The organism is Robertmurraya phoenicis (genome assembly GCF_047302285.1).
Classification (GTDB): Bacteria; Bacillota; Bacilli; order Bacillales; family Cytobacillaceae; genus Robertmurraya.
In genome coordinates this window covers 3,057,912-3,080,076 of the sequence record NZ_CP154845.1, presented here as the reverse complement: position 1 = coordinate 3,080,076, position 22,165 = coordinate 3,057,912, and the positions used below count along the sequence as shown (strand labels likewise).

The following is a 22,165-nucleotide window of genomic DNA, read 5'->3' as shown; positions in this document are numbered from 1 at the left end:
GGAGATAAATATGTTAAAGACAAAACTATTAAAGCAATGGCCGCCTAAATATGATTTGGATTATATCCCAGATACAAATGAAAAATATTGGTATAAAGAGATTGAAACAGCACCGCGTGAGGAATTAAATGATTTAATATTTTTCAAGCTCAAAAATGTAATGGAATATGCTTATGAAAATTCAGGGTTTTATCAAAGAAAATGGGGGAAAGCTGGGCTCCATCCTAATGACATTAAATCCTTGAAGGATTTTGAGCAAGTACCATTTACTACAAAACAAGAATTACGGGAAGACCTATTACAATATCCACCTTTTGGCTCGAATGTGTGTATTCCCTATTCTGATGTCCATCGCATCCAAGGAACTTCAGGAACAACGGGCAAACCAACTGTGTTTTCCTTCGGTAAGGATGACTGGGAGCGAATTGCTCATCAACATGCACGCATTATGTGGAGCTTTGGGATGAGACCAAGTGACTTAGTCTTTATTGCTTCTCCGTTAAGCTTATATATAGGGAGTTGGGGAGCGTTAATTGGGGCAGAAAGACTTGGAGCAAAGACTTTCCCATTTGGAGCAGGTCAAAGCGGGCAAACAGAAAAGGCTGTATCCTGGCTAAAGGAGCTAAAACCTACAGTCTTCTATGGAACACCATCATATGCCCTCTACTTAGCGGAAAAGGCGAGGGAAGTTGGTGTTGATCCAAAAGAGTTTGGATTTCGAATTCTATTCTTTTCAGGGGAGCCAGGTGCTGGAGTTCCTTCAACGAAGAAAAAAATCGAGGAAACATTCGGGGGAATTTGTATAGACTCTGGTACGATGGCTGAGGTAACACCATGGATGAGTAATACAGAATGTGAACATCGAACAGGAGTACATTTGTGGCAAGATGTTGTGTATACAGAAGTAGTTGATCAATACTCCAAAAAAATGGTTCCATATGGCGGAGAAGGAGTACCTGTGTATACACCACTTGAAAGGACTTCCCAGCCGGTGATTCGTTATTGGTCTGGTGATCTAACAACATGGACAGATGAACCATGTCCATGTGGACGCACTTACCCACGGTTGCCAAAGGGAATTTATGGTCGAATTGATGATATGGTAACCGTTCGAGGAGTAAATGTTTATGCTAGTTTAATAGAGAATGTGATTAGAAGAACAGATGGACTTGGTGAAGAGTTTGTCATGATTGTGACCCGTGACAAGATTATGGATGAAGTACTCGTCCAATGTGAAACATTAGGAATGCGAGATGATCAAGAGCTCATTGCTCATCTACGAAAAGAACTAAAAAGAGAAACGGGTGTATCCATCAACATTGAACTTTTACCAGTAGGAAGTTTAGAAAGAACTCAGTTCAAAGCAAAACGGGTTATTGATAAAAGAGATTTTAAAAGTTAATCCGGTATGATTCAAGAAACAGTTGTTTGGAGGAGAAATGATGAAATTAAAAAATAAAGTTGCTTTAATTACAGGCGGTGCCAATGGAATAGGGAAAGTTACAGCGAGTCTCTTTTTAAAGGAGGGGGCTAAGGTCGTTATCACAGATGTTAATGAAGAAGCTGGCGTAAGAGCTGCCACTGCGCTATCTGAGATTAGCGAGGATATTCTCTTTTTTCAAGCCAATGTTTCAGAAAGTGAGCAAGTCAAGAAAATGATAGAGTCAACGCTTCAGAGATTTGGAAAAATTGATATTTTAATTAATAATGCCGGTATAACAATTGATGGTCTCCTAGTCAAAATGGAGGATTCGTCTTGGGAGAAAGTGTTAGATGTCAATCTTACAGGCGTGTATAAATGTACGAAATCAGTACTCCCGATCATGTTAGAACAAGGATCAGGTGTCATTTTGAATGCTTCTTCTGTCGTCGGTCTTTATGGAAACGTTGGTCAAACGAATTATGCAGCGACAAAGGCTGGGGTTATAGGCTTAACAAAAAGCTGGGCGAAAGAGTTAGGACCGAAAGGAATACGAGTGAATGCGGTTGCTCCAGGGTTTATCGTTACCGATATGACAGCGAAAGTTCCGGAAAAAATACTCAAAATGATGGAGGAGAAAACGCCGTTAAGAAAACTAGGAAAACCTGAAGATATTGCCAATGCCTACTTATTTTTAGCATCAGAGGAAGCAAATTATGTAAATGGGACAATTTTAAGTGTGGATGGAGGATTAGTTGTATAATTTGTTGAAAAAGCGATATGAATATATGTCGCTTTTTTACTATATAGAAAGAAGGTGTGAATATGCTCAAAAAGATTGAAGACCATCTTGGAAGAAAGGTTGAGTACCATTTCCCTCCTCAAAGAATTGTTTCGATATGTCCTGGAATAACGGAAACACTGTATGAACTTGGCTTGGAAAAAGAGATCGTGGGGAGAACACGTTATTGTCTTTTTCCAGAAGATAAAGTTGCACAAGCTACCATTGTTGGAGGCACAAAAGATATAGACATAGAGATTGTAAAAAGCTTAAACCCAGATTTAATCATAGCTGAAAAAGAAGAAAACACAAAGGAAATGGTAGAGTTATTAGAAAAAAACTACCCCGTATTTGTGGCTGAAGTTCAATCGATTCAGGAATCTTATCGGATGATTGAAGATATGGGAAATGTAACAAACTACGAAAAAAATGCTATGAACTTAGTAGACGATATTAAAAATGAATTTAACACAATCCCAAAGATGAATGGGAAAAGAGCTGCATATGTCATTTGGAGAAATCCATACATGGTTGTGGGAAGTAATACCTATATAAATTCTGTATTGGAAGAAATGGGATTTGAAAATCCTTTTTCAACTTCAAAAAATAGGTATCCTTCCGTTACAAAGGAGGAATTACTGGAAAGTCAGCTAGACTATATTTTCTTAGCAACCGAGCCCTTTCATTTTAAAGAAAAACATAAAAAAGAATTTCTCGAATTTATACCAAATGTGACCCCGATGATTGTTGATGGGGAAATGTTTTGGTATGGATCTAAAATGAAGGTGGCTGTGGAATATTTTAGGGAATTTGTCACTAGGTAAGTAAATTAAGCTTGTTAACATTAGGTGAAACGTAATTGTTAACAAGCTTAATTCATTTTATAATGTAAGACTATGTTGTTTTAAGAAAACATCACTAATTTCTTCTATTAAGTTTTTTGCTTCCCAAGATAATTTATATTCTTTTTTATAAACCCATCCAAATCTGAATGAAGTATCTATAGCGCCATTTAAATCTATTTTCCTCCCATTTTGCATGAGAAAATCTTGGTTGCAGATGGTAGAAATATCATGACCAATGGTAACAGTACCTAGATTAGCTACAGCATGATTGATGAATTTTGTATCTGTTGTCTTCAGAACCACATTTATAGGTCCAAAAAGATTTTGGAATTCATTAACAAAATTGTTTACGTATTTATCTTTATATAAGATAAAATCTTGTTTTTTTAATGTCTCTACAGAAACTATTTTCTCATTGGCTAAAGGTGAATCTTTCGAAGCAAATACCAATATATTACCGTTTAGAAGGGGGGTAAAATGGAGCTCATTAATCAAATCTATATTTTGGTTATTTAAGGCGATAAATCCTATATCGGAAATATCATTTTGTATATCTGCGATAATATCCATACTCCCTTTCTCGAGCACTTCAATCTTTAAGGGAGATGCTCCATTTCTAAAAAATAAAAAAGTATCAATAATTGGAGTAGCTAAGCCAGGAATAGTAGATATACGTAAAAAATCATTTAAGTTATTTATTTGATTGTGAGCTTCCTCCTTTATTTCATAAATAGCACGAAGAGCGATTTTCGCTCTTTCGATTATTTTTTCTCCTTCTTTAGTCAAAACTGCTCCCGTTCTTGTACGATTAAATATTTTTAGATTAAGTTCATCCTCTAATCGTGTAATAGCTTGACTTAAAGCCGATTGACTTATATGGAGGGTAGAGGAAGCTTTCGCTAAAGAATATGATTTTGCAACTTCGACAATATATGATAATTGCTCTATATTCACAAAAGATCATTCCCTTAAGAGTTAGTTAATACACCTTCAATTATATTAACTTTTATTTAAATGGTCAAAGATTTATAATAATATTACGAAGATTCTAAATCTTCAAAAATAATGTGTGTTTGTCAGACAATCTTCCATAATTCTTAGAAGCAAAAAAAGTATTCTGTTTACTTTGTTATCCTCAGGAAAACTCACCAAAAAAATGTATGCGTTTACATTTTGGCGAATTTCAAATTTAAAGGAGGTAGAAATGTGGAAAGTAATCAATAAGAACTTGCGGAGCCAAATCGATCAAACTCCTGCTGCTTTTATTGGTGAGTATATGGGGAAACCTTACTCAGCATTAGAAGATACGCCAGAACAGCGTTATAAGAATTACGAAGATCATTGGGAAGCGAAAGTCGGATGGAGCTTATTGGGAGCGTATACCGATATTACTACTAATGATGAAGCAAATGAAACACTTGCAGATTTTTTTCGCTTCAAAATTAAGGAGATTGTAAAAGATCCAGAAACAGCCAGGAAATTACTTCCGACAATTCTAGTTGGAGCAAGACGTCCAATCCTTGGATTTGATTACTATGAAACCTATAATCGTGATAATGTTTCATTGGTTGATTTGAGAGAAACCCCTATTTTAGAAATTACACCAAAGGGCATAAGGACAGCAGATGGTGAACATGAGCTGGACATTATCGTATTTGCAACAGGATTTGATGGGTTGACGGGAGGATTATTAAAAATAGATATACGTGGAAGAAATGGTTTGACGTTAAGAGATAAATGGCAAGGGTTAGCAGAATTTAAAACAAACTTAGCAGTTACAATATCTGATTTTCCAAATATGTTCACTCTTTGGGGACCACATAGTTCGGCGTTATTCAACGCTCTTAGAGGAATCGAATTACATGTGGAATGGGTTTTTGATTGTATTGAATATATGAGAAAGCACGAAGTGGAAACGATTGAATCAACTCCTGACGCAGAGAATGATTGGACCAATTTCATTGATGCTGTAGCAACTCAAGTAATTCAAAGCAGGGTTGACAGTTGGTACCATGGGACCAATGTGGAAGGGAAACCTCGAACCTACCTAATGTATTTTGGAGATTTTCTTACCTATAAAGCAAAATATGAGGAAGTGGCATTCAAAGAATATGAAGGATTCATTTTAACCTCTTCACCAAAAATTAAAGTTAATAAGATCTAAGACTCCATTTCTGTAAGCCTTCTCATTTTTAATCAAGGTTGGTAGTAATGTATTTTAATAGATACAAAATTAAAGGAGGAAATTTTTTATGCCATTAGATCCAGTAGCAAAGTATATGTTGGAACAAGTCCAAGCAATGAATGCACCGAGAGTATACGAACTAACACCTGAGCAAGCGAGACAATCAGGGGATATGAGTGCGTTGGCTGGAGAACCAGAAGAGGTAGGAAAGGTAGAGGACAAATTGATACCGGGACCAGCTGGCGATATTCCAGTTCGAATTTACACTCCAGAAGGTCAAGGTCTTTTCCCAGCGTTAATCTATTATCATGGTGGAGGATGGACGATAGGGAATCTTGATAGTGTAGACGTACCTTGCCGACTTATTACAAATAGAGCTGAATGTGTTGTGATTTCAGTGGACTATAGATTGGCTCCTGAGCATAAATTCCCTGCTCCTTTGGAAGATGCTTATGCTACAGCAAAATGGACAGCTGAACATGGAGAGAGTATTTCAGTGGATCCGACACGTATCGCTGTTGGAGGCGATAGTGCTGGGGGAAATCTTGCTGCTGCTGTTACATTAATGGCAAAAGAAAAAGGGGGACCAACCCTTTCTTTTCAACTGTTAGTCTACCCTAATACGAATTATGCTTTTGACACAGCCACTCATCTTGAATTTGGAGAAGGATATTTACTTACGAACAAAGAGTTAGAGTGGTTCTGGAATCATTATTTGCGTAACGAGGATGATGGGAAAAATCCTTATACTTCGCCTCTACTTGCTGAAGATTTAAGTGGACTTCCACCGGCATTGGTGATTACAGCAGAATATGATCAACTTCGTGAAGAAGGAGAGGCTTACGGAAACCGTCTTAAGGAAGCTGGAGTTCCTGTGGAAATTATTCGCTATGATGGAATGCTCCATGGATTTTTCTGGATGCCGAAAATATACAAACAAGGACTGGAGGCAATTGAACAATCTTCTAGAGCCTTGAAGGAAGCATTTCAAAAAGTTGTAGGTCAATCTTAAATGAGTGATGGAAGGGGAACAGGGAAATGAGTATTAATCAAAAAGAAATGGATGCAGTAGTGTTAGGTGCTGGTTTTGCTGGAATGTATATGCTGCACCTGCTGAGAGAAAGTGGATACTCTGTCCGTGCATATGAGGCGGGTGGAGGGGTTGGAGGAACCTGGTATTGGAATCGATACCCTGGAGCAGGCTGTGACGTACCCAGTCTTTACTATTGCTACACTTTTTCAGAAGAAATATATAAAGAGTGGACTTGGTCTTCAAAGTATCCAAGTCAACCCGAACTCTTAAAATACGCAAATTTCGTGGCTGAAAGATTGGATCTTTTAAAAGATATTCAATTTAATGCTAGAGTCTTGTCAGCTCATTTTGATGAGAACCTTAATAAATGGAGAATACGAACAAATAATGATGAAGTCATCCTTGCTAAATACTTCATAACTGGGGTCGGACCTTTAACTTCCGCATCTAATTTACCAAATATTAAAGGGATCAATAATTTCAAAGGTGCAGTCTATCATACAGGTAGATGGCCACATGAAGGAGTAGATTTTAAGGGAAAACGTGTAGGAGTAATTGGAACTGGATCTAGTGGTGTTCAAGCTATTCCTGTTATTGCGAATGAGGCAGAATCCCTAACGGTTTTTCAGCGTACGCCTCAGTGGGTTTTTCCAACAAATGATTACCCACTTGAAAAGGAATATGTGAAGGAAATAAAAGAAAACTTTCATGAACTACGGCGTCAAATAGATGCATCTATTCCGGCTTTCCCAGTAGAATTCAAAGGTAAACCACATTCCGCTTTTGATGATACAGCTGAAGAACGGCAAAAACATTATGATAAGCTTTGGAAAACAGGAGATGCGGGAATAATCGGAGCGTATGTTGATATAACAACAAATGAAACGGCAAATGAAGATGTTGCAAAATTTATTCGTTCAAAGATTAAGGAAGTTGTCGAGAATCCTATCACCGCAGAGAAATTACTACCATCGATCTTAGTTGGTGCTAGACGTCCAATCTTTGGAAAGAACTACTACGAAACATTTAACCGTGAAAATGTTTCCTTAGTTGATTTAAGGGATGCTCCAATTGAAGAGATTACAACGAAGGGAATTCTCATAAATGAAAAAGAATATGAACTTGACATTCTTGTATTTGCAACAGGATTTGATGCTTTAACAGGTCCGTTATTGAATATTGATATACGAGGAAGAAATGGTGTAACACTTAGAGATAAATGGGATGGATTAGCAAATTTTAAAACAAACTTAGCTGTTGCTAATTCTGGTTTTCCAAATATGTTTACTTTATGGGGCCCTCATAGTTCGGCGTTATTCAATGCTCTGAGAGGAATAGAGCTTCATGTGGAATGGGTATTTGATTGTATAGAGTACCTTCGAAATAACAATGTAGAAACTATAGAGACAACTGTTCAAGCAGAAGATGAGTGGACTAACTTTATTGATGCAGTAGCTGTCCAAACAATTCAAAGTAAGGTTGACAGCTGGTATCATGGAACAAATGTAGAAGGAAAACTGCGGAAATATCTCATGTATTTTGGAGATTTTCCAACTTATAAAGCAAAATATGATGAAGTTGCTACTACTGGATATGAAGGATTTGTGTTAACGCCTTCTTCGAAAATCAAAGTGAACGAGAAATTATGACTGAAAAGATAGGTGTGTAAGCAGTTTACCAGGGCAAGCCATTTCCTGATAATAGATTAATAGAATCATTTAACTTTCACTACTAGAGATACTAAATATCTTTTAGAATTTTAATTTTTCAATGGTCAAGATCATTTTAATGCAAAGTACTTGAAGAAAGGTTGTCGAGAGATCTTGACCATTTATTCCTAGAAAAGAGAAGTTTACTGATTATGTATAGATAAAAGTTTGAACAAGCTCAGAATAAAACATGTTCAGGAGTGATGGTTTTGGAAGAAGAAAGCAAGTTAATTAATAGAAGATTTTATATGGTATGTCTAGCCATTGTTATGATCATTTTTACTGTAACTTCAGGTGTACCAGTAATACCAAAACTAATTCAGACCTTTGAATTAACCGCTGGATATGCTTTGTGGCCACAGGGAATATTTGCGATGGCGATGGTTATATTTCAACCTTTATTTGGATGGATGTCGGATAATTATGGACCTAAGAAAGTTGGTGTTTTGGGTGCCTTTATTATGTTATTTGGTGCCATTATAATCGCTATTTCTCCGGCACTTTCTTTTGGTGTAGCAGTTTTTGGTTTCTTTCTAACAGGTGTATCTGGAGCTGCGACAATACCGTTAGGATTCAATTTTATTGGAAAGATTTTTGCTGAAGAGGAGCGTGGTAAAAAACTTGCTATCATGTCTATTATTATTCTTATTGGAAATGCTCTTGCTCCCATTAAAGGAGGTTTCTTTACTGACGCTGTTCATTGGACTGCAAACTATTGGGCTTCTGCCATATTTTCTGCTATAGCGATTTATTTATTTGCTAAATCATTACCAAACGATACGGGAGTTAAATCCAAGTTTGATGTTGGTGGTGCTATTTTATTGTTATTATCTTTAAGTGGTCTAGCATCCATTCCATTAATTCTTAATTCTTTCGGGACAACAACCTCATTGTGGATACCATCCTTCGTCATTTTTATCATTTCTCTAATTGTATTGTTTATTGTTCAAAAGAAGAAAACTGAACCATTACTAGATATTGATTATGTAACTAACCGGCATTTTTGGGTACCGGCAGCAATTGTTTTATTTACAAATGCAATTAATGTAGGAACTTTGTATTTGTTAACTTTTTATATTCAAGATATACAAGGAAAGCCATCAACTATTGTGGGGATATTACAAATGCTATTTTTTGTGGCAACGGCTGTAGGAAGTTATTTATCTGGAAAAGCAATTGCGAGGTTTTCGGCTCGTAGGACGATGTCCTCAGGTACTCTTTTAGTCATTGCTGGGATGGGCATGTTTATAATGGTAAATTTAGATACTTCTGTATTGTATTTTGCCCTTTCAGTAATCGTAATTGGCTTAGGTTTTGGAATTTTAGGGCCAGCAAGGAAGACGATTGTATTGTCAGAAGCAAATTTAGCTCGAATTGGCGTAACTACTTTTACTTTCAGTACAGCAGAAAATACAATCTCCAATATCGGAGGTTCATTTGTCATTTTGACATACACCATGTTAGTTGTAAGTAAAGGTGCAAGTGCAGTTTCAACTACCGCACTAATTCTCACACTTGTAGCTTTGGTAGCTCTTTTATTCATGCCATTGATCCCTAATAATGTCGTAGGATTTCAAGGGAAGAAGAATAGTGCCAAAATGTAGAGTTTGAAATTCCGAAATAGAATGTATCCGATAAACTATCAAATTAATTTTAGGGGAGTTGTTAACTGATATCCTTATTATGATTGATAAAAGATAGAAAAATGAGAGGAGAATTAAAATGGTGTATGAGGATTTTAATGATAAGGTTGCATTAGTAACCGGAGGAGCATCTGGGATTGGATATGCGATTGTACAAAGGTTGATTGAGGCAGGTTCAAAAGTAGTTATTGCAGATTTAAATACAGAGAAGTTAAAAGAAATAGAAAGTGAATTTAAAGGACGGGTACTTGGACTTAAAGTAAATGTTACTATTGAAAATGAAGTAATAGAAATGGTACAAAAAACAATTGATACATTTGGAAAACTCGATATTGCTTTTAATGTAGCAGGAGCTTCTAAAACAGGAACGATTACAGAATTAGAAGAGTCTGATTGGGATTTTACTGTAGATTTATGTTTAAAAGGTGTATTTTTATGCATAAAGCATCAAGCGAGGTATATGAAAGAAAATGGGGGAGGGGCTATCGTAAACGTAGCTTCCTTAAATGCTCAAGTACCAATGTATGCAGGAAGTGCCTACTCATCCTCTAAAGCTGGAGTTGAAATGTTAACAAAAAATGCGGCATTAGAATTAGCACGCTTCAATATTCGTGTAAATGCCATTCACCCAGGACTGGTATTAACTCCTCTTACTGCTGCTGTGACAAGTGTTGAGGCAATTCATCAAGCCTATTTGGAACGAATTCCTATGAATCGAGGGGCACAACCGGAAGAAATAGCTGGACCAGCGTTATTCTTAATTAGCAAGGATGCCTCATATGTTAATGGTGCTAGTCTAATCGTTGATGGGGCTTGGGCAACAAGCGGTTATCCGGATTTTAGTAAGTTCTTTTAAGAGAAGGTATTATTTAATAAGGGGATGAGAAAATGAAAGCTGCAATACTATATGGAGCTGAGGATGTTCGAGTTGAACAAATAGAAGAACCAGTTGTTTCAGCAGGTAAAATTAAAGTCAAGGTTGAATGGGCAGGAATTTGTGGTAGTGACCTTCATGTCTTTTCACATGGACTGCCCATGGAAGAACCACATCCATTAACTGGACAAAAACCTCCGCTAACACTGGGCCATGAATTCTCGGGAACGATTGTGGAGGTTGGTGATGGTGTAACTAGCTATGAAGTTGGAGAAAGCGTTGCAATTGAACCTCTCATTTATTGTAAAGAATGTGATGCATGTAAAAGTGGCTATTATAATCAATGTATGCTTGTAGGATTTATCGGCATCCAAAGGGATGGCGGTTTTGCCGAATATGTTATTGTTGATGAAAATATGGTACACGTGCTTCCAGAAAATGTTTCCTTTGAAGAGGGGGCATTAGTGGAACCGACTGCAGTTGCATTCTATGGAGTGAGAGAGAGCAAGTTGAAACCTGGTGATTCTGTTGCGATTTTCGGAGCAGGCCCAATTGGATTACTGACTCTATTATCTGTTAAAGCGGCTGGAGCTACACAAATAATAGTAGTCGATTTGTCTGAGGAACGACTGCAAAAGGCAAAAGAATTAGGGGCAACAACGATTATCGATGGTCAACGGGAAGACATCATTCCGACTATTTTTGAATTGACAGGCGGAGGTGTAAATGTAGTATTTGAGTGTGCTGGAGCCCAAGCAGCTATGACAAATGCAATGACAATTGTACGTCAAGGTGGTCAGGTAATGGCACTCGCAACATATGCAAAACCGATTAAAATTGACATGGGGATGTTAATGTTTAAGGCTGCTGATTTAACGTCTACTTTGGCTTACCGAAATGTCTTTCCTCAAGTAATTCAGATGATTGCAAGTGGTAGATTGGACGTTAAACAAGTTGTCACGAAAAAAATCCAACTAAACGATATTGTTGATGAGGGATTTTATCAATTAATAAATGATAAGAAACAAGCCAAGATATTAGTGAGACCATCATATTCAGGAATATAATTTCAATCTTTGAAACCACCTTTAAAAAGGTGGTTTCGCTATTCTATTTATTTTCCTTATAAACATAATCAATTAGTCCCATAGAACAAACTTCAATATCAAGTGTAAGAATGTCGTAAATTTCGTGGTCTCTAGGAATATTAAATTCATCTAGATGTCGTGAAATAATATTAAAAATTCCTTCTTTAGTTAGATGTATCATTTCATCGAAGGATTTTCCCTTTTCAAATGCTTCTTTTGCGACTTCAATAAAGGGGTTGAGCCAATTAGAAACTTGTCTATAGACCTCTTCTGGGTTTCGTGACATGCCATAGTGACCAAAAAAGATATAATCTAAGTTCTTAGAACGATAAAAACTAATTGATTGCTTCATTTTTACAGGGTCAAAATTTGAAGGGGTTGTAGATGGTAAATAAAACTCTATCTGATCTTTAAGCAGGGCAGTGTAACGAATCCCAGCAGTATCCCCCGTAAACATTCCATTTAACTTTGGATGATAGATGCTAAAATGATGATTAGCATGACCAGGTGTATCATAAAAGGTTAGTGAACAATCCTCGCTAATTGTTAAAATGTCTTCATTGTTCATTGCGAGTAATTTTTCCTCAGGAATTGGAATGATCGGATCGAATAAGCGATTAAATTTATCTCCGTAGACGGCTTTTGCTCCAGCAATCAACCTTGATGGGTCTGCTAAATGCCTTTTTCCTTTTGGATGAACAATCACCTTTGCATCAGGACATTGCTGCAGAAGGAGACCTGCGCCACCGGCATGATCAAGATGGATATGAGTAACGACAATGTACTTGATATCTTTAGGCGAGAAGCCTAATTTTTCAATTCCATCAATAATATGTGGAACAGATGGGCTAGCGCTTGTATCGACAATCGTCAAATCACGCTCCGTCAACACATATGTACCTGTTCTTTCCTTCATATCAAGATCATAGCCGTCAATTAGGTAAAGGTTTTCAAACAGTTTTTCGACCTTTTTCAAAAAAAAATCCCTCCATTTCAGAGCTTTTCCTTGTACAAACCTATCTCTTATTTTATGCTGTTAATATTGGCATGTAAAGTTAATAACTTGAATTTTCTGAAATTATTACATATGGATAGAAACATGTCAAAAGAGAAACCTAAGTATAAAGCGTATTGCATATCATACATGGTTTTGTTTGTGAAAGGAGAGGGAACATGTCACAGTTACAAGGTATCATCACCCGTTTAAAGAGTCTTCAAGAACAAGGGGGCACAGGAGAATCTGCACAACGCTTTTTTGAGGTTAATGGCGAAAGAAAGTGTCAGGTTACATACCACCCTAAGACGGAAACGTTCGAACTTGAAGTATACAACGAAAAAGAAAAGCCAAAGCGTTACCAATTTGACAATATTGATATGATCACAATTGAAATTTTTGATTTAATTCAATAACCGTTTACTGATTAAGACATTTGCTCATCGAATAAGATTCACGTACTAAATAAATGGATTGGAGCGATGGGGTTTGTTGCCAACTGTAAAATGTCCAAAATGCTCTTACATGACAGAAATGGATCATGTTTTAACAGCACAGTCGAATCAAAATGTGATTTATAAGTGTCCACAATGCCAGTATGAAGTGAGAAATATTCATACGAGTAAAGGGTAACTGAAAATTTTAACACTTTAGGATGATCTAGGATGTTCAAAAGAAGCATCGCCTGAGAAACTGTGATAGAATAAAATAGAATGAAAACATTAATGGGGAGTTTTCGACTATGATAGATCTTCACAGTGGAGAGTTTTTGGAGATTAACATTAAAGATTTGATGATCCCTTCTGAACGGGTTGCGCATGTTCAAGTGAAAAATAGTCTAGAACACGCGTTGTTAGTTTTAACAAAAAGCGGTTATTCAGCAATTCCAGTTTTAGACCCGCAATATAAGCTGCAGGGACTTATAAGTACTCCGTTAATTATGGACTCGATACTCGGGCTTGAGCGAATTGAATTTGAACAATTGGAGAAACAACGTGTAGAAGAAGTGATGAATCGAGAAATCCCTAGGATCCAAATTGATTCGGATATCAAATCTTGTTTAACGTTGTTAATCGATCATCCTTTTCTTTGTGTTGAAAGTATCGAAGGAATATTTGAAGGAATCTTAACGAGAAGATCTGTTTTGATCCAATTAAATCAATTGACTTCTTCCAAATCGGTGTAATGAAATGGATTTCAGTTAAGCACATAATATGTATTTAGTCTATAGCCTCCTAAAATTTAGGAGGCTCAATTTTGTATTTGAGGTGTTATATGGAAGGCGTAGTACATAGTCAAAAAATGATGAAGAAACAAACGAAGAAACCATTTGTACTAGCAGCTGTTATGTTAGCCATGTTTATGGCAGCGATTGAAGCAACGATTGTGGCAACAGCTATGCCAGCAATTGTAGGAGATCTAGGTGGTTTTACACGCTATAGCTGGATTTTTTCTTCGTATTTATTAATGAATGCTGTAACCGTGTTAATTTACGGGAAGTTATCGGATTTATATGGGCGTAAGCCGATTTTAATTATAGGTATCGTCATTTTTCTAATTGGTTCGATTCTTTGTGGGTTTGCAGAATCAATGACCATGCTGATTATCTACCGTTTTGTCCAGGGCTTTGGTGCTGGAGCGGTAATGCCTATCGCCAGTACCATCGTTGGTGATATTTATACAATGGAAGAGAGAGCAAAAATTCAAGGTTATTTATCTAGTGTATGGGGAATATCGGCCGTTTTAGGTCCAGCGATAGGTGGAATCCTAGTCCAATATGTGAGCTGGCAGTATGTTTTTTGGATAAACGTACCATTAGGGATTTTAGCGATTATTGGTATTAGCATGTTTTTACATGAAAAGGTGGAAAAGAAAAAGCATCAAATTGATTATCAAGGTGCTATTCTTTTAACGATTGCGATTTCTGCCATTATGATTCTATTAGTAGAGGGTGGAACCCATTGGGAGTGGAATTCGCCTCAAGTATTAATCTTAATCGCTATTACCTTGATCGCATTTCCACTATTTGTGTTTCAAGAGAAGCGTGCATTAGAACCAATGATGCCTTTTTCGATTTGGAAAGAGCGTTCTATTTTTATAGCGAATATGACATCTCTTACAACAGGAGTCATGTTAATAGGTATTTCGAGTTTCCTCCCGGCATTTGTTCAAGGTGTAATGGAACAGCCTCCGATTGTTGCTGGCTTCACGTTAACAACGATGTCGATTGGTTGGCCGATTGCGGCGACAGTGGCAGGGAATCTTCTATTGAAAATTGGTTTTAGAATCACGGCGATTATAGGTGGCGTGACCTTAATGATCGGTGGAATCATGTTTGTTTTCTTATCTCCAGAAATGGGACCGGTTTGGGCCGCAGCGGCATCCTTCTTTGTCGGAGTGGGGATGGGGATGACGACGACGTCTTTTATTGTTTCGATCCAAAGTACGGTCGGGTGGGAACAACGTGGTGTGGCCACAGCGGCAAATATGTTTATGCGAAATTTAGGAAATACGATTGGAGCTGCTCTTTTAGGAGGAATTCTTAATAGTCAGCTACTTTCATATATAAAGAAGCAAGGTGAAGCAGTCTCTGAAGATCTCACGATCGACGCTGCCAATATTTTATTAAATGAAGATCAAAGAAATGCGTTGTCTCCAGGAGTAAAAGAAGTGTTACAGGAAGGATTAACTTTTTCCATTCATACGGTTTATATAGCGGTCCTTATCTTTGCCATCATAAGTTTTGCTCTTATTCTTTTTCTACCAAAGAAGGAGAGGGAAAGAGCCAATTAAAGTCAAAATGAAGAAGGTGATTCTATGTCTACATTATCAGCATTTCATCTTCTCTCCGTGTTAGCTGCTGAAATGAATATGCGAAAAGCGTCTGAGCGTTTATTTGTTTCCCAGCCTGCACTTAGCCAAAGGCTGCAAACGATAGAAGCAGAATGGGGGACGAAGCTCTTTATTCGCTCACAAAAAGGTCTAACTTTAACTCCAGCGGGGGAAATGGTCATTAAGTTTGTGAATGAGGTTTTGGAAAAAGAGGAAAAAGTGAAAGAATCGATAAGTGCCATGAATTCAGAAGTGTATGGTACTTTAAAGATTGCGGTGGCAAATATTGTTAGTCAGAATTGGCTCCCTAAGGTGTTAAAAAAATTCGTTGAACGTTACCCTCATGCAAAAGTTTCTTTAGTAACAGGCTGGAGTAGTGAGATTCTGCGATCGATGTATGAGGATCATGTCCATATTGGCATCGTTCGTGGTACTCCGGACTGGAAAGGGATCAATATTCCCTTGTTCGAAGATCACTTGTATTTAGTTGATAAAGAAATTACATCCACTGAGGATGTGATGAAAACAGATCGTCCCTTTATCCAATTTAAAAGTGATTCCAATTATTATCAAGAAATCCAAGATTGGTGGCATCGACAGTATCAAACGATGCCAAAACGAACAATTGTCGTTGACCAAATCGAAACATGCAAACAAATGGCCTTTAATGGAATCGGCTATGCGATTTTACCGGCGATCACTCTTAATGGAGGAGAACAAGACATTTTTAAAATCCCCCTCCTGGATGAAAATGGTGAACCGTTAAAACGGGATACATCCTTAATTGGTTACGAATCGGCCTTTAAATTGAAACAGGTCCAAGCATTTGTTGATTTGATTAAGGAGTATGTGGAGGGAGATGGCGGTCATGGAAAATAGGCAAAATAGTTATTGCTTGTCTTGCCCTTTTTCATTTGCTAAAGTAAAATTCATAGTGTACATAATAGAATAAGTGGAGGTACTAAAAGATGAGTAAAATGATGGATGCAAACGAAATTATTTCGTTTATCTCAAATAGTAAAAAATCAACACCCGTAAAGGTATACATAAAAGGTGATTTATCTGGAATTAATTTTGGACCAAGTTCAAAAACGTTCATTTCTGAAAACACAGGAACAGTATTCGGAGAATGGAGTGAAATCGGTCCTGCCATTGAAGAGAATCAGGCAAAGATTGAAGACTATGTAGTGGAAAATGACCGAAGAAACTCGGCGATTCCTTTATTAGACATGAAGGAGATTAAAGCAAGAATCGAGCCGGGTGTCATCATTCGTGACCAGGTTGAAATTGGAGACAATGCTGTTATCATGATGGGAGCTTCCATTAATATTGGTGCGGTAATCGGTGAAGGCACAATGATCGATATGAACGTTGTACTAGGTGGAAGAGCGACTGTAGGTAAGAACTGTCATATCGGTGCAGGTTCAGTATTAGCTGGTGTGATTGAGCCACCTTCTGCTAAGCCTGTAGTGGTGGAGGATGATGTTGTGATTGGAGCAAATGCTGTAGTGCTTGAAGGAGTAACAGTTGGCAAAGGTGCTCGAGTAGCAGCTGGAGCAATTGTTATTGAAGACGTTCCAGCAAACACATTAGTTGCAGGAGTACCAGCACGCGTTATTAAAGAGATTGACGAAAAAACCCTTTCAAAAACAGAAATTATGCAAGCTCTACGTAATCTTTAATATAAAGGGTTAAAAAAGTGTGGATTCTTATCCGCACTTTTTTTATAAAGGAGAGAGGTCACAATGTCTTTTGTTCAAATAAGAAGGGATTTACATAAAATTCCTGAATTGGGATTTCAGGAATATAAAACACAAGGTTATCTCCTTGAGTATTTAAAGTCGTTACCACAGGAACGTTTGCAAATTAAAACATGGAAAACGGGCATATTTGTAAAAATTGAAGGCTTGAATCCGAGCAAGACGATAGGTTACCGAGCTGATATAGATGGACTTCCTATTGTGGAAGAAACAGGGCTACCTTTTCCCTCTGAGCATCCAGAGCAAATGCATGCTTGTGGACATGATTTTCATATGAGTATTGCTTTAGGATTAGTTACTCAATTTACTCGTCACGCAATCGATGACAATCTGTTATTCATTTTTCAGCCTGCTGAAGAGGGACCTGGAGGGGCTGAACCAATGCTCCAGTCGGAAATCATGAAAGAGTGGAAACCGGATATGATCCTCGCTCTTCATATTGCTCCAGAATACCCAGTTGGCTCAATTGCAGTCAAGGAAGGCCTGTTATTTGCCAATACGTCAGAGCTCTTTATCGATTTAAAAGGAAAGGGAGGTCACGCGGCGTACCCACATCATACAAATGATATGGTCGTCGCAGCATGTTCTCTAGTTACCCAACTACAGTCAATTGTAGCGAGAAATGTGGATCCTCTAGATAGTGCTGTCGTGACGATTGGAAAAATTAGCGGTGGTACGGTACAAAATATCATTGCTGAAAAAGCAAGAATAGAGGGGACAATTCGAACTCTTTCTGTACAATCGATGGAAAAAGTAAAAAAGCGAATTTTATCGATCGTAAAGGGGATCGAAGTCGGATATGAATGCGAAACATCCATTGACTTTGGAAGTATGTATCATCAAGTATATAATGAAGCGAAATTAACGAGAGAGTTTATGCAATATGTTGAGAATCATACTGACGTCAATGTTATTGAATGTGAGAAGGCTATGACAGGCGAGGATTTTGGGTATATGCTCAAGGAAATTCCAGGATTCATGTTTTGGCTTGGAGTAGATTCTGAATACGGTTTACACCACGCAAAGTTAAACCCTAATGAAGATGCGATAGACATCGCGATTTCGATGATTTCAAAGTATATTCAATATAAAGCAACAAGAGTTGACTCTTAAGTGTGCAAGGAACTAGGTGAAAAAAAGCCTGGTTCTTTTTTTGTCCGTTTTGAAATGAAATTGTATGAAATAAATGAATTTGAATGAAATTTTAAAAAAGGAAAATAATTCGAAAAAATAGTGGTAAATTATTTCGATTTCCGTTATATTTGTAAATACGTTCATATTTTTTTCAGAACAACTAGATCCATTTTCTTACATGCCAGATGAACCTAAAGAGATATAAATAGTTGGCATGCTTAAAATGGAAAGAGAATGGGGGAATTATCTTTGGAAACTTTTAAGAAATTAAAGGGTTTTTATTGGCCTTACAAAAGGTATTTCATCTGGTCGATTGTTTTTATGTTCTTGATTACCGGTATCACCGTCGTATACCCAATTATTCTTCAGATTACCATTGATGAGGTGGTTCTTGGGGGAAAAAGCGAATGGATTCCATATTTAGCTTTCGGTTTTATCGGAATTATGATCATAAAAGGGTTAGGTACTTACGTTCATCAATATACAGGGGACTTATTTGGAATTACTTCTGTTTACAAATTAAGAAACTCTTTATACGAAAAACTACAATTTTTGCCTTTTCGTTATTATGATAATGCAAAAACAGGGGATTTGATGTCAAGATTGACTTCAGATGTAGAAGGATTCCGATTCTTTCTTTCATTTGGATTTTCTGAACTCTTACGATTAATGATTCTCGTATTGTCTACCTTTGCGGTTATGTTCTATTATTCTCCTGCACTTACGATCGTAACATTAATAACGTTGCCGTTTTTAGTGGTTGTGGTGTTTAAATTTGAGCGTTCTGTACATCCAGCATTCCGAGCGATTCGGAAGTCGTTCGGAAAGCTTAATACAAATGTTCAGGAAAACATAAGTGGAATTAACACGGTAAAGTCTCTATCTCGAGAAGAGTATGTGATTGATAAATTCAACTCATCAAATGGGGACTACAAAGAAAAATATCTGTTTACTTCTGCTATATGGGCTAAATACTTTCCGTTAATGGAGTACTTAGGGAATTTAAGTGTTGTATTCTTACTTTCTTTTGGTGGCTATCTCGTTATCGAAGGAAGCCTTAGTCCAGGGGAGCTTGTTGCATTTTATAGTTTGGTAGGCTATATTATGTGGCCGATTATGAACCTTGGGTTTGTGATCAATCTATTTTCACAATCAAAAGCTTCAGGTGAAAGATTACTAGAGATTTTAGAAGCGGATAATGAAATTACAGATCTAGATGAATCGATCGTTACAGAAAAGCTTAAAGGGGATGTTCTTTTCCATGATGTCACGCTTCGGTATGGAGAAGATGACAAGGACGCTCTTTATAATATCTCTTTCCATGCTCATCCAGGAAAGGTCGTGGGATTAATCGGTTCAACAGGTTCTGGGAAAACGAGTTTAACCCAATTAATGACAAGATTTTATGAACCGGTTAATGGGAAAGTTCTTATCGATGGAATTAATGTGAAGGAGTATTCTCTGCAATCGATAAGAAGCAATATTGGCTTTGTCTTACAGGAATCCTTTTTATTTTCTTCGTCGATTAAAGCAAATATTTCTTATGGGAGACCAGACGCAACGATGGATGAGATCATCGATGCCGCGAAAAGGGCGCAGGCTCATGAATTTATTATGGAGTTACCAGAAGGCTATGATACGATGCTTGGGGAAAGAGGTATGGGGCTCTCAGGTGGACAAAAGCAAAGAATTGCCATTGCTCGTTCCATTTGTGTCGATCCAAGTATTTTGATTCTCGATGATGCAACAAGTGCAGTCGATATGGAAACGGAATTTAAGATTCAGAAAGCGTTGAAAGAGGTTATGAAAGGAAGAACAACCTTTATTATCGCTCATCGAATTTCATCTCTGAAACACGCCGATGAAATTCTCGTTCTTGAAAATGGAAGAATCGTGGAAAAAGGGACACATGAAGAACTATTGAAAAATGAAGGTCCTTATCAAAGGGTATATGATATTCAATATCAAGATAGAGAAAAAATCATGAAAATGCAAATCGGTTAGGGGGGATAACATGAAGAATGATAAACGTCCAATTCATGAAAATGTACTCAAAAGATTCCATTATTCTACGGACCAGGTGATTGAAAAGCCGTTTAACTGGAAGCAAATGCTGAGACTTTTTAGCTATATGAAGCCATATCGAAAGAATCTACTACCGTTATCGATATTAATGGTGCTGATCACAACGGCAGTACGTTTAATCATCCCGATTTTAATCGGGGTCTATGTACTTGATAAGGCAATCGTTGATAAAGATACTGGTTTATTAACCGTATTAATCATTATCATTGCAAGTTTATTCACTCTATCCTATGTGGCAAATTTTTTACGAATTAAATGGATGAACCAGTTAGGTCAAAGTGTCATTTATGATTTGAGAAAGCATCTCTTTACTCATGTTCAAAATCTCTCCCATCGTTTCTTTGATCAACGATCTGCAGGGTCGATACTGGTCAGAATTATGAATGACATTAATTCGTTACAGGAATTGTTTACGAATGGTGTCATTAACTTAATGATGGATGTTATTCTACTTATAGGTATTTTCGCTATTTTATTTAGTTTAAGTCCAGAATTAACATTGGCAGTAATGGTTATATTGCCAATCATGTTCTTTATCTCGACCAGTCTTCGAAGAAATATTCGGCGATCTTGGCAAACGGTAAGGCTGTTCCAATCAAAGTTAAACTCACACCTAAACGAAAGTATTCAAGGAATCCGTGTTACACAGGCCTTTACACAAGAGAAAGAGAATATGGGTTTTTTTGATGGAGTCAATACAGAAACATTTGAAAGTTGGCGCGTCGCTTCGCAAAAAAATGCGATGTTTAGACCGTTGGTGGAACTTACTAACGCAGTTGGAACAGCGGTATTAATTTGGTTTGGGGCGAGCTTAATCCAAAATGATACAATGACTATCGGAATCTTTGTCTCTTTCGCCTTTTATTTAGGGATGTTCTGGGAGCCGATCTCAAGACTTGGGCAAGTATATAATCAATTATTAATGGGGATGGCTTCATCTGAGCGTATTTTCGAATTTTTGGATGAGCAACCTATTGTGTCTGAAAAAAGAGAAGCGGTTCGCTTGGATGAAGTAAAAGGGCATATCCAGTTCAAAGATGTTGTTTTTTCTTATGATGAAAAAAGAACAGCACTTAAAAGTGTAAATTTGGAAATGAAGGCAGGTCAAACAGTTGCGTTAGTTGGGCATACTGGTTCAGGTAAAACAACCATTGCGAACTTAATTAGTCGTTTCTATGATCCAACTAGTGGTCAAGTTTTATTAGATGGGAATGATTTAAAGGATATTTCTTTGAAGGATTTACGCGAGCAAATTAGTGTAGTACTTCAGGATACGTTTATCTTTTCGGGAACCATTGCTGATAATATCCGCTTCGGTAATCCTTTCGCAACCGATGAAGAAGTTCAAAAGGCGGCAGAAGCTGTTGGTGCACATTCTTTCATCGAAAATTTACCGAATGGCTATGACACTGAAGTAGAGGAAAGAGGAAATGTGCTCTCTGTTGGGCAGCGCCAACTCATATCTTTCGCACGAGCATTGCTTGCTGACCCAAGAATTATTATTCTAGATGAAGCTACTGCAAGTATCGATACTGAAACAGAAGTAAAAATTCAAACAGCTCTAAAGACATTGTTAAAGGGAAGAACGGCTGTGATTATCGCTCACAGACTCTCTACCATTCGCGAAGCTGATAATATTATTGTCCTGGATCATGGTGAAATTGTCGAACAAGGAAATCATCAACAACTAATGGATGTTCAAGGAGAGTATTATCAACTTATTAAGTCACAATTTAATATGCTGAATGCTGTATAAATGAAAGCACTACCTTATGGTGGTGC

The 22,165-nt window shown here is 37.3% G+C and carries 19 protein-coding genes; 17 read left to right on the top strand and 2 right to left on the bottom strand.

Annotated features, from left to right (window positions below; genetic code table 11):
- Nucleotides 1-10 precede the first annotated feature (10 nt).
- The 3 genes from AA0X71_RS15390 (at nt 11) to AA0X71_RS15380 (ending at nt 3,025) form a co-directional block, all read left to right on the top strand.
- A complete protein-coding gene (locus AA0X71_RS15390) occupies nt 11-1,402 on the top strand; it encodes a phenylacetate--CoA ligase family protein (RefSeq protein ID WP_413356180.1) in 1,392 nt (463 codons plus the stop codon).
- Nucleotides 1,403-1,442: 40 nt separating this feature from the next.
- A complete protein-coding gene (gene fabG, locus AA0X71_RS15385) occupies nt 1,443-2,183 on the top strand; it encodes a 3-oxoacyl-ACP reductase FabG (protein WP_413356179.1) in 741 nt (246 codons plus the stop codon).
- A gap of 62 nt (nt 2,184-2,245) precedes the next feature.
- Nucleotides 2,246-3,025, top strand: coding sequence for an ABC transporter substrate-binding protein (locus tag AA0X71_RS15380; protein WP_413356178.1), 780 nt, complete (start codon nt 2,246-2,248; stop codon nt 3,023-3,025).
- A 57-nt stretch (nt 3,026-3,082) separates the two neighbouring features.
- On the opposite strand, the gene AA0X71_RS15375 is transcribed toward AA0X71_RS15380, so the two are convergent.
- The gene (locus AA0X71_RS15375; protein WP_413356177.1) at nt 3,083-4,000 is read right to left on the bottom strand and encodes a LysR family transcriptional regulator; all 918 of its coding nucleotides are present in this window, start codon (nt 3,998-4,000) and stop codon (nt 3,083-3,085) included.
- A 250-nt stretch (nt 4,001-4,250) separates the two neighbouring features.
- On the opposite strand from AA0X71_RS15375, the gene AA0X71_RS15370 reads away from it, so the two are divergent.
- From AA0X71_RS15370 to AA0X71_RS15345, 6 genes are all read left to right on the top strand, one after another.
- The gene (locus AA0X71_RS15370; protein WP_413356176.1) at nt 4,251-5,210 is read left to right on the top strand and encodes a hypothetical protein; all 960 of its coding nucleotides are present in this window, start codon (nt 4,251-4,253) and stop codon (nt 5,208-5,210) included.
- A gap of 88 nt (nt 5,211-5,298) precedes the next feature.
- Nucleotides 5,299-6,243: an alpha/beta hydrolase gene (locus AA0X71_RS15365; protein ID WP_413356175.1), complete on the top strand. Its 945-nt coding sequence runs from the start codon at nt 5,299-5,301 to the stop codon at nt 6,241-6,243.
- A 26-nt stretch (nt 6,244-6,269) separates the two neighbouring features.
- Nucleotides 6,270-7,913: a flavin-containing monooxygenase gene (locus AA0X71_RS15360; RefSeq protein ID WP_413356174.1), complete on the top strand. Its 1,644-nt coding sequence runs from the start codon at nt 6,270-6,272 to the stop codon at nt 7,911-7,913.
- A 269-nt stretch (nt 7,914-8,182) separates the two neighbouring features.
- A complete protein-coding gene (locus tag AA0X71_RS15355) occupies nt 8,183-9,577 on the top strand; it encodes an MFS transporter (RefSeq protein WP_413356173.1) in 1,395 nt (464 codons plus the stop codon).
- 118 nt (nt 9,578-9,695) lie between these two features.
- Complete coding sequence (locus tag AA0X71_RS15350; RefSeq protein WP_413356172.1) at nt 9,696-10,472, top strand: SDR family NAD(P)-dependent oxidoreductase; 777 nt, start codon at nt 9,696-9,698, stop codon at nt 10,470-10,472.
- Between the two features lie 32 nt (nt 10,473-10,504).
- Complete coding sequence (locus AA0X71_RS15345) at nt 10,505-11,557, top strand: 2,3-butanediol dehydrogenase (protein ID WP_413356171.1); 1,053 nt, start codon at nt 10,505-10,507, stop codon at nt 11,555-11,557.
- Between the two features lie 43 nt (nt 11,558-11,600).
- On the opposite strand, the gene AA0X71_RS15340 is transcribed toward AA0X71_RS15345, so the two are convergent.
- Nucleotides 11,601-12,554: an MBL fold metallo-hydrolase gene (locus tag AA0X71_RS15340; RefSeq protein ID WP_413356170.1), complete on the bottom strand. Its 954-nt coding sequence runs from the start codon at nt 12,552-12,554 to the stop codon at nt 11,601-11,603.
- 197 nt (nt 12,555-12,751) lie between these two features.
- Here AA0X71_RS15340 and AA0X71_RS15335 point away from each other — a divergent pair, with 197 nt between their 5' ends.
- The 8 genes from AA0X71_RS15335 (at nt 12,752) to AA0X71_RS15300 (ending at nt 22,139) form a co-directional block, all read left to right on the top strand.
- Nucleotides 12,752-12,988, top strand: a complete 237-nt coding sequence (locus tag AA0X71_RS15335) for a YkuJ family protein (RefSeq protein ID WP_019152971.1) — start codon at nt 12,752-12,754, stop codon at nt 12,986-12,988.
- Nucleotides 12,989-13,314: 326 nt separating this feature from the next.
- A complete protein-coding gene (gene cbpB, locus AA0X71_RS15330) occupies nt 13,315-13,758 on the top strand; it encodes a cyclic-di-AMP-binding protein CbpB (RefSeq protein ID WP_413356169.1) in 444 nt (147 codons plus the stop codon).
- 89 nt (nt 13,759-13,847) lie between these two features.
- Nucleotides 13,848-15,365, top strand: a complete 1,518-nt coding sequence (locus AA0X71_RS15325) for an MDR family MFS transporter (RefSeq protein ID WP_413362617.1) — start codon at nt 13,848-13,850, stop codon at nt 15,363-15,365.
- Nucleotides 15,366-15,389: 24 nt separating this feature from the next.
- A complete protein-coding gene (locus AA0X71_RS15320) occupies nt 15,390-16,283 on the top strand; it encodes a LysR family transcriptional regulator (RefSeq protein WP_413356168.1) in 894 nt (297 codons plus the stop codon).
- Nucleotides 16,284-16,372: 89 nt separating this feature from the next.
- On the top strand, nt 16,373-17,086 hold the full coding sequence (gene dapD, locus AA0X71_RS15315; RefSeq protein ID WP_413356167.1) for a 2,3,4,5-tetrahydropyridine-2,6-dicarboxylate N-acetyltransferase: 714 nt from the start codon (nt 16,373-16,375) through the stop codon (nt 17,084-17,086).
- A 63-nt stretch (nt 17,087-17,149) separates the two neighbouring features.
- A complete protein-coding gene (locus AA0X71_RS15310; RefSeq protein WP_413356165.1) occupies nt 17,150-18,277 on the top strand; it encodes an N-acetyldiaminopimelate deacetylase in 1,128 nt (375 codons plus the stop codon).
- A 270-nt stretch (nt 18,278-18,547) separates the two neighbouring features.
- Nucleotides 18,548-20,302, top strand: a complete 1,755-nt coding sequence (locus tag AA0X71_RS15305) for an ABC transporter ATP-binding protein (RefSeq protein ID WP_413356164.1) — start codon at nt 18,548-18,550, stop codon at nt 20,300-20,302.
- 10 nt (nt 20,303-20,312) lie between these two features.
- Nucleotides 20,313-22,139, top strand: coding sequence for an ABC transporter ATP-binding protein (locus AA0X71_RS15300; RefSeq protein WP_413356163.1), 1,827 nt, complete (start codon nt 20,313-20,315; stop codon nt 22,137-22,139).
- The last annotated feature ends 26 nt before the right edge of the window (nt 22,140-22,165 follow it).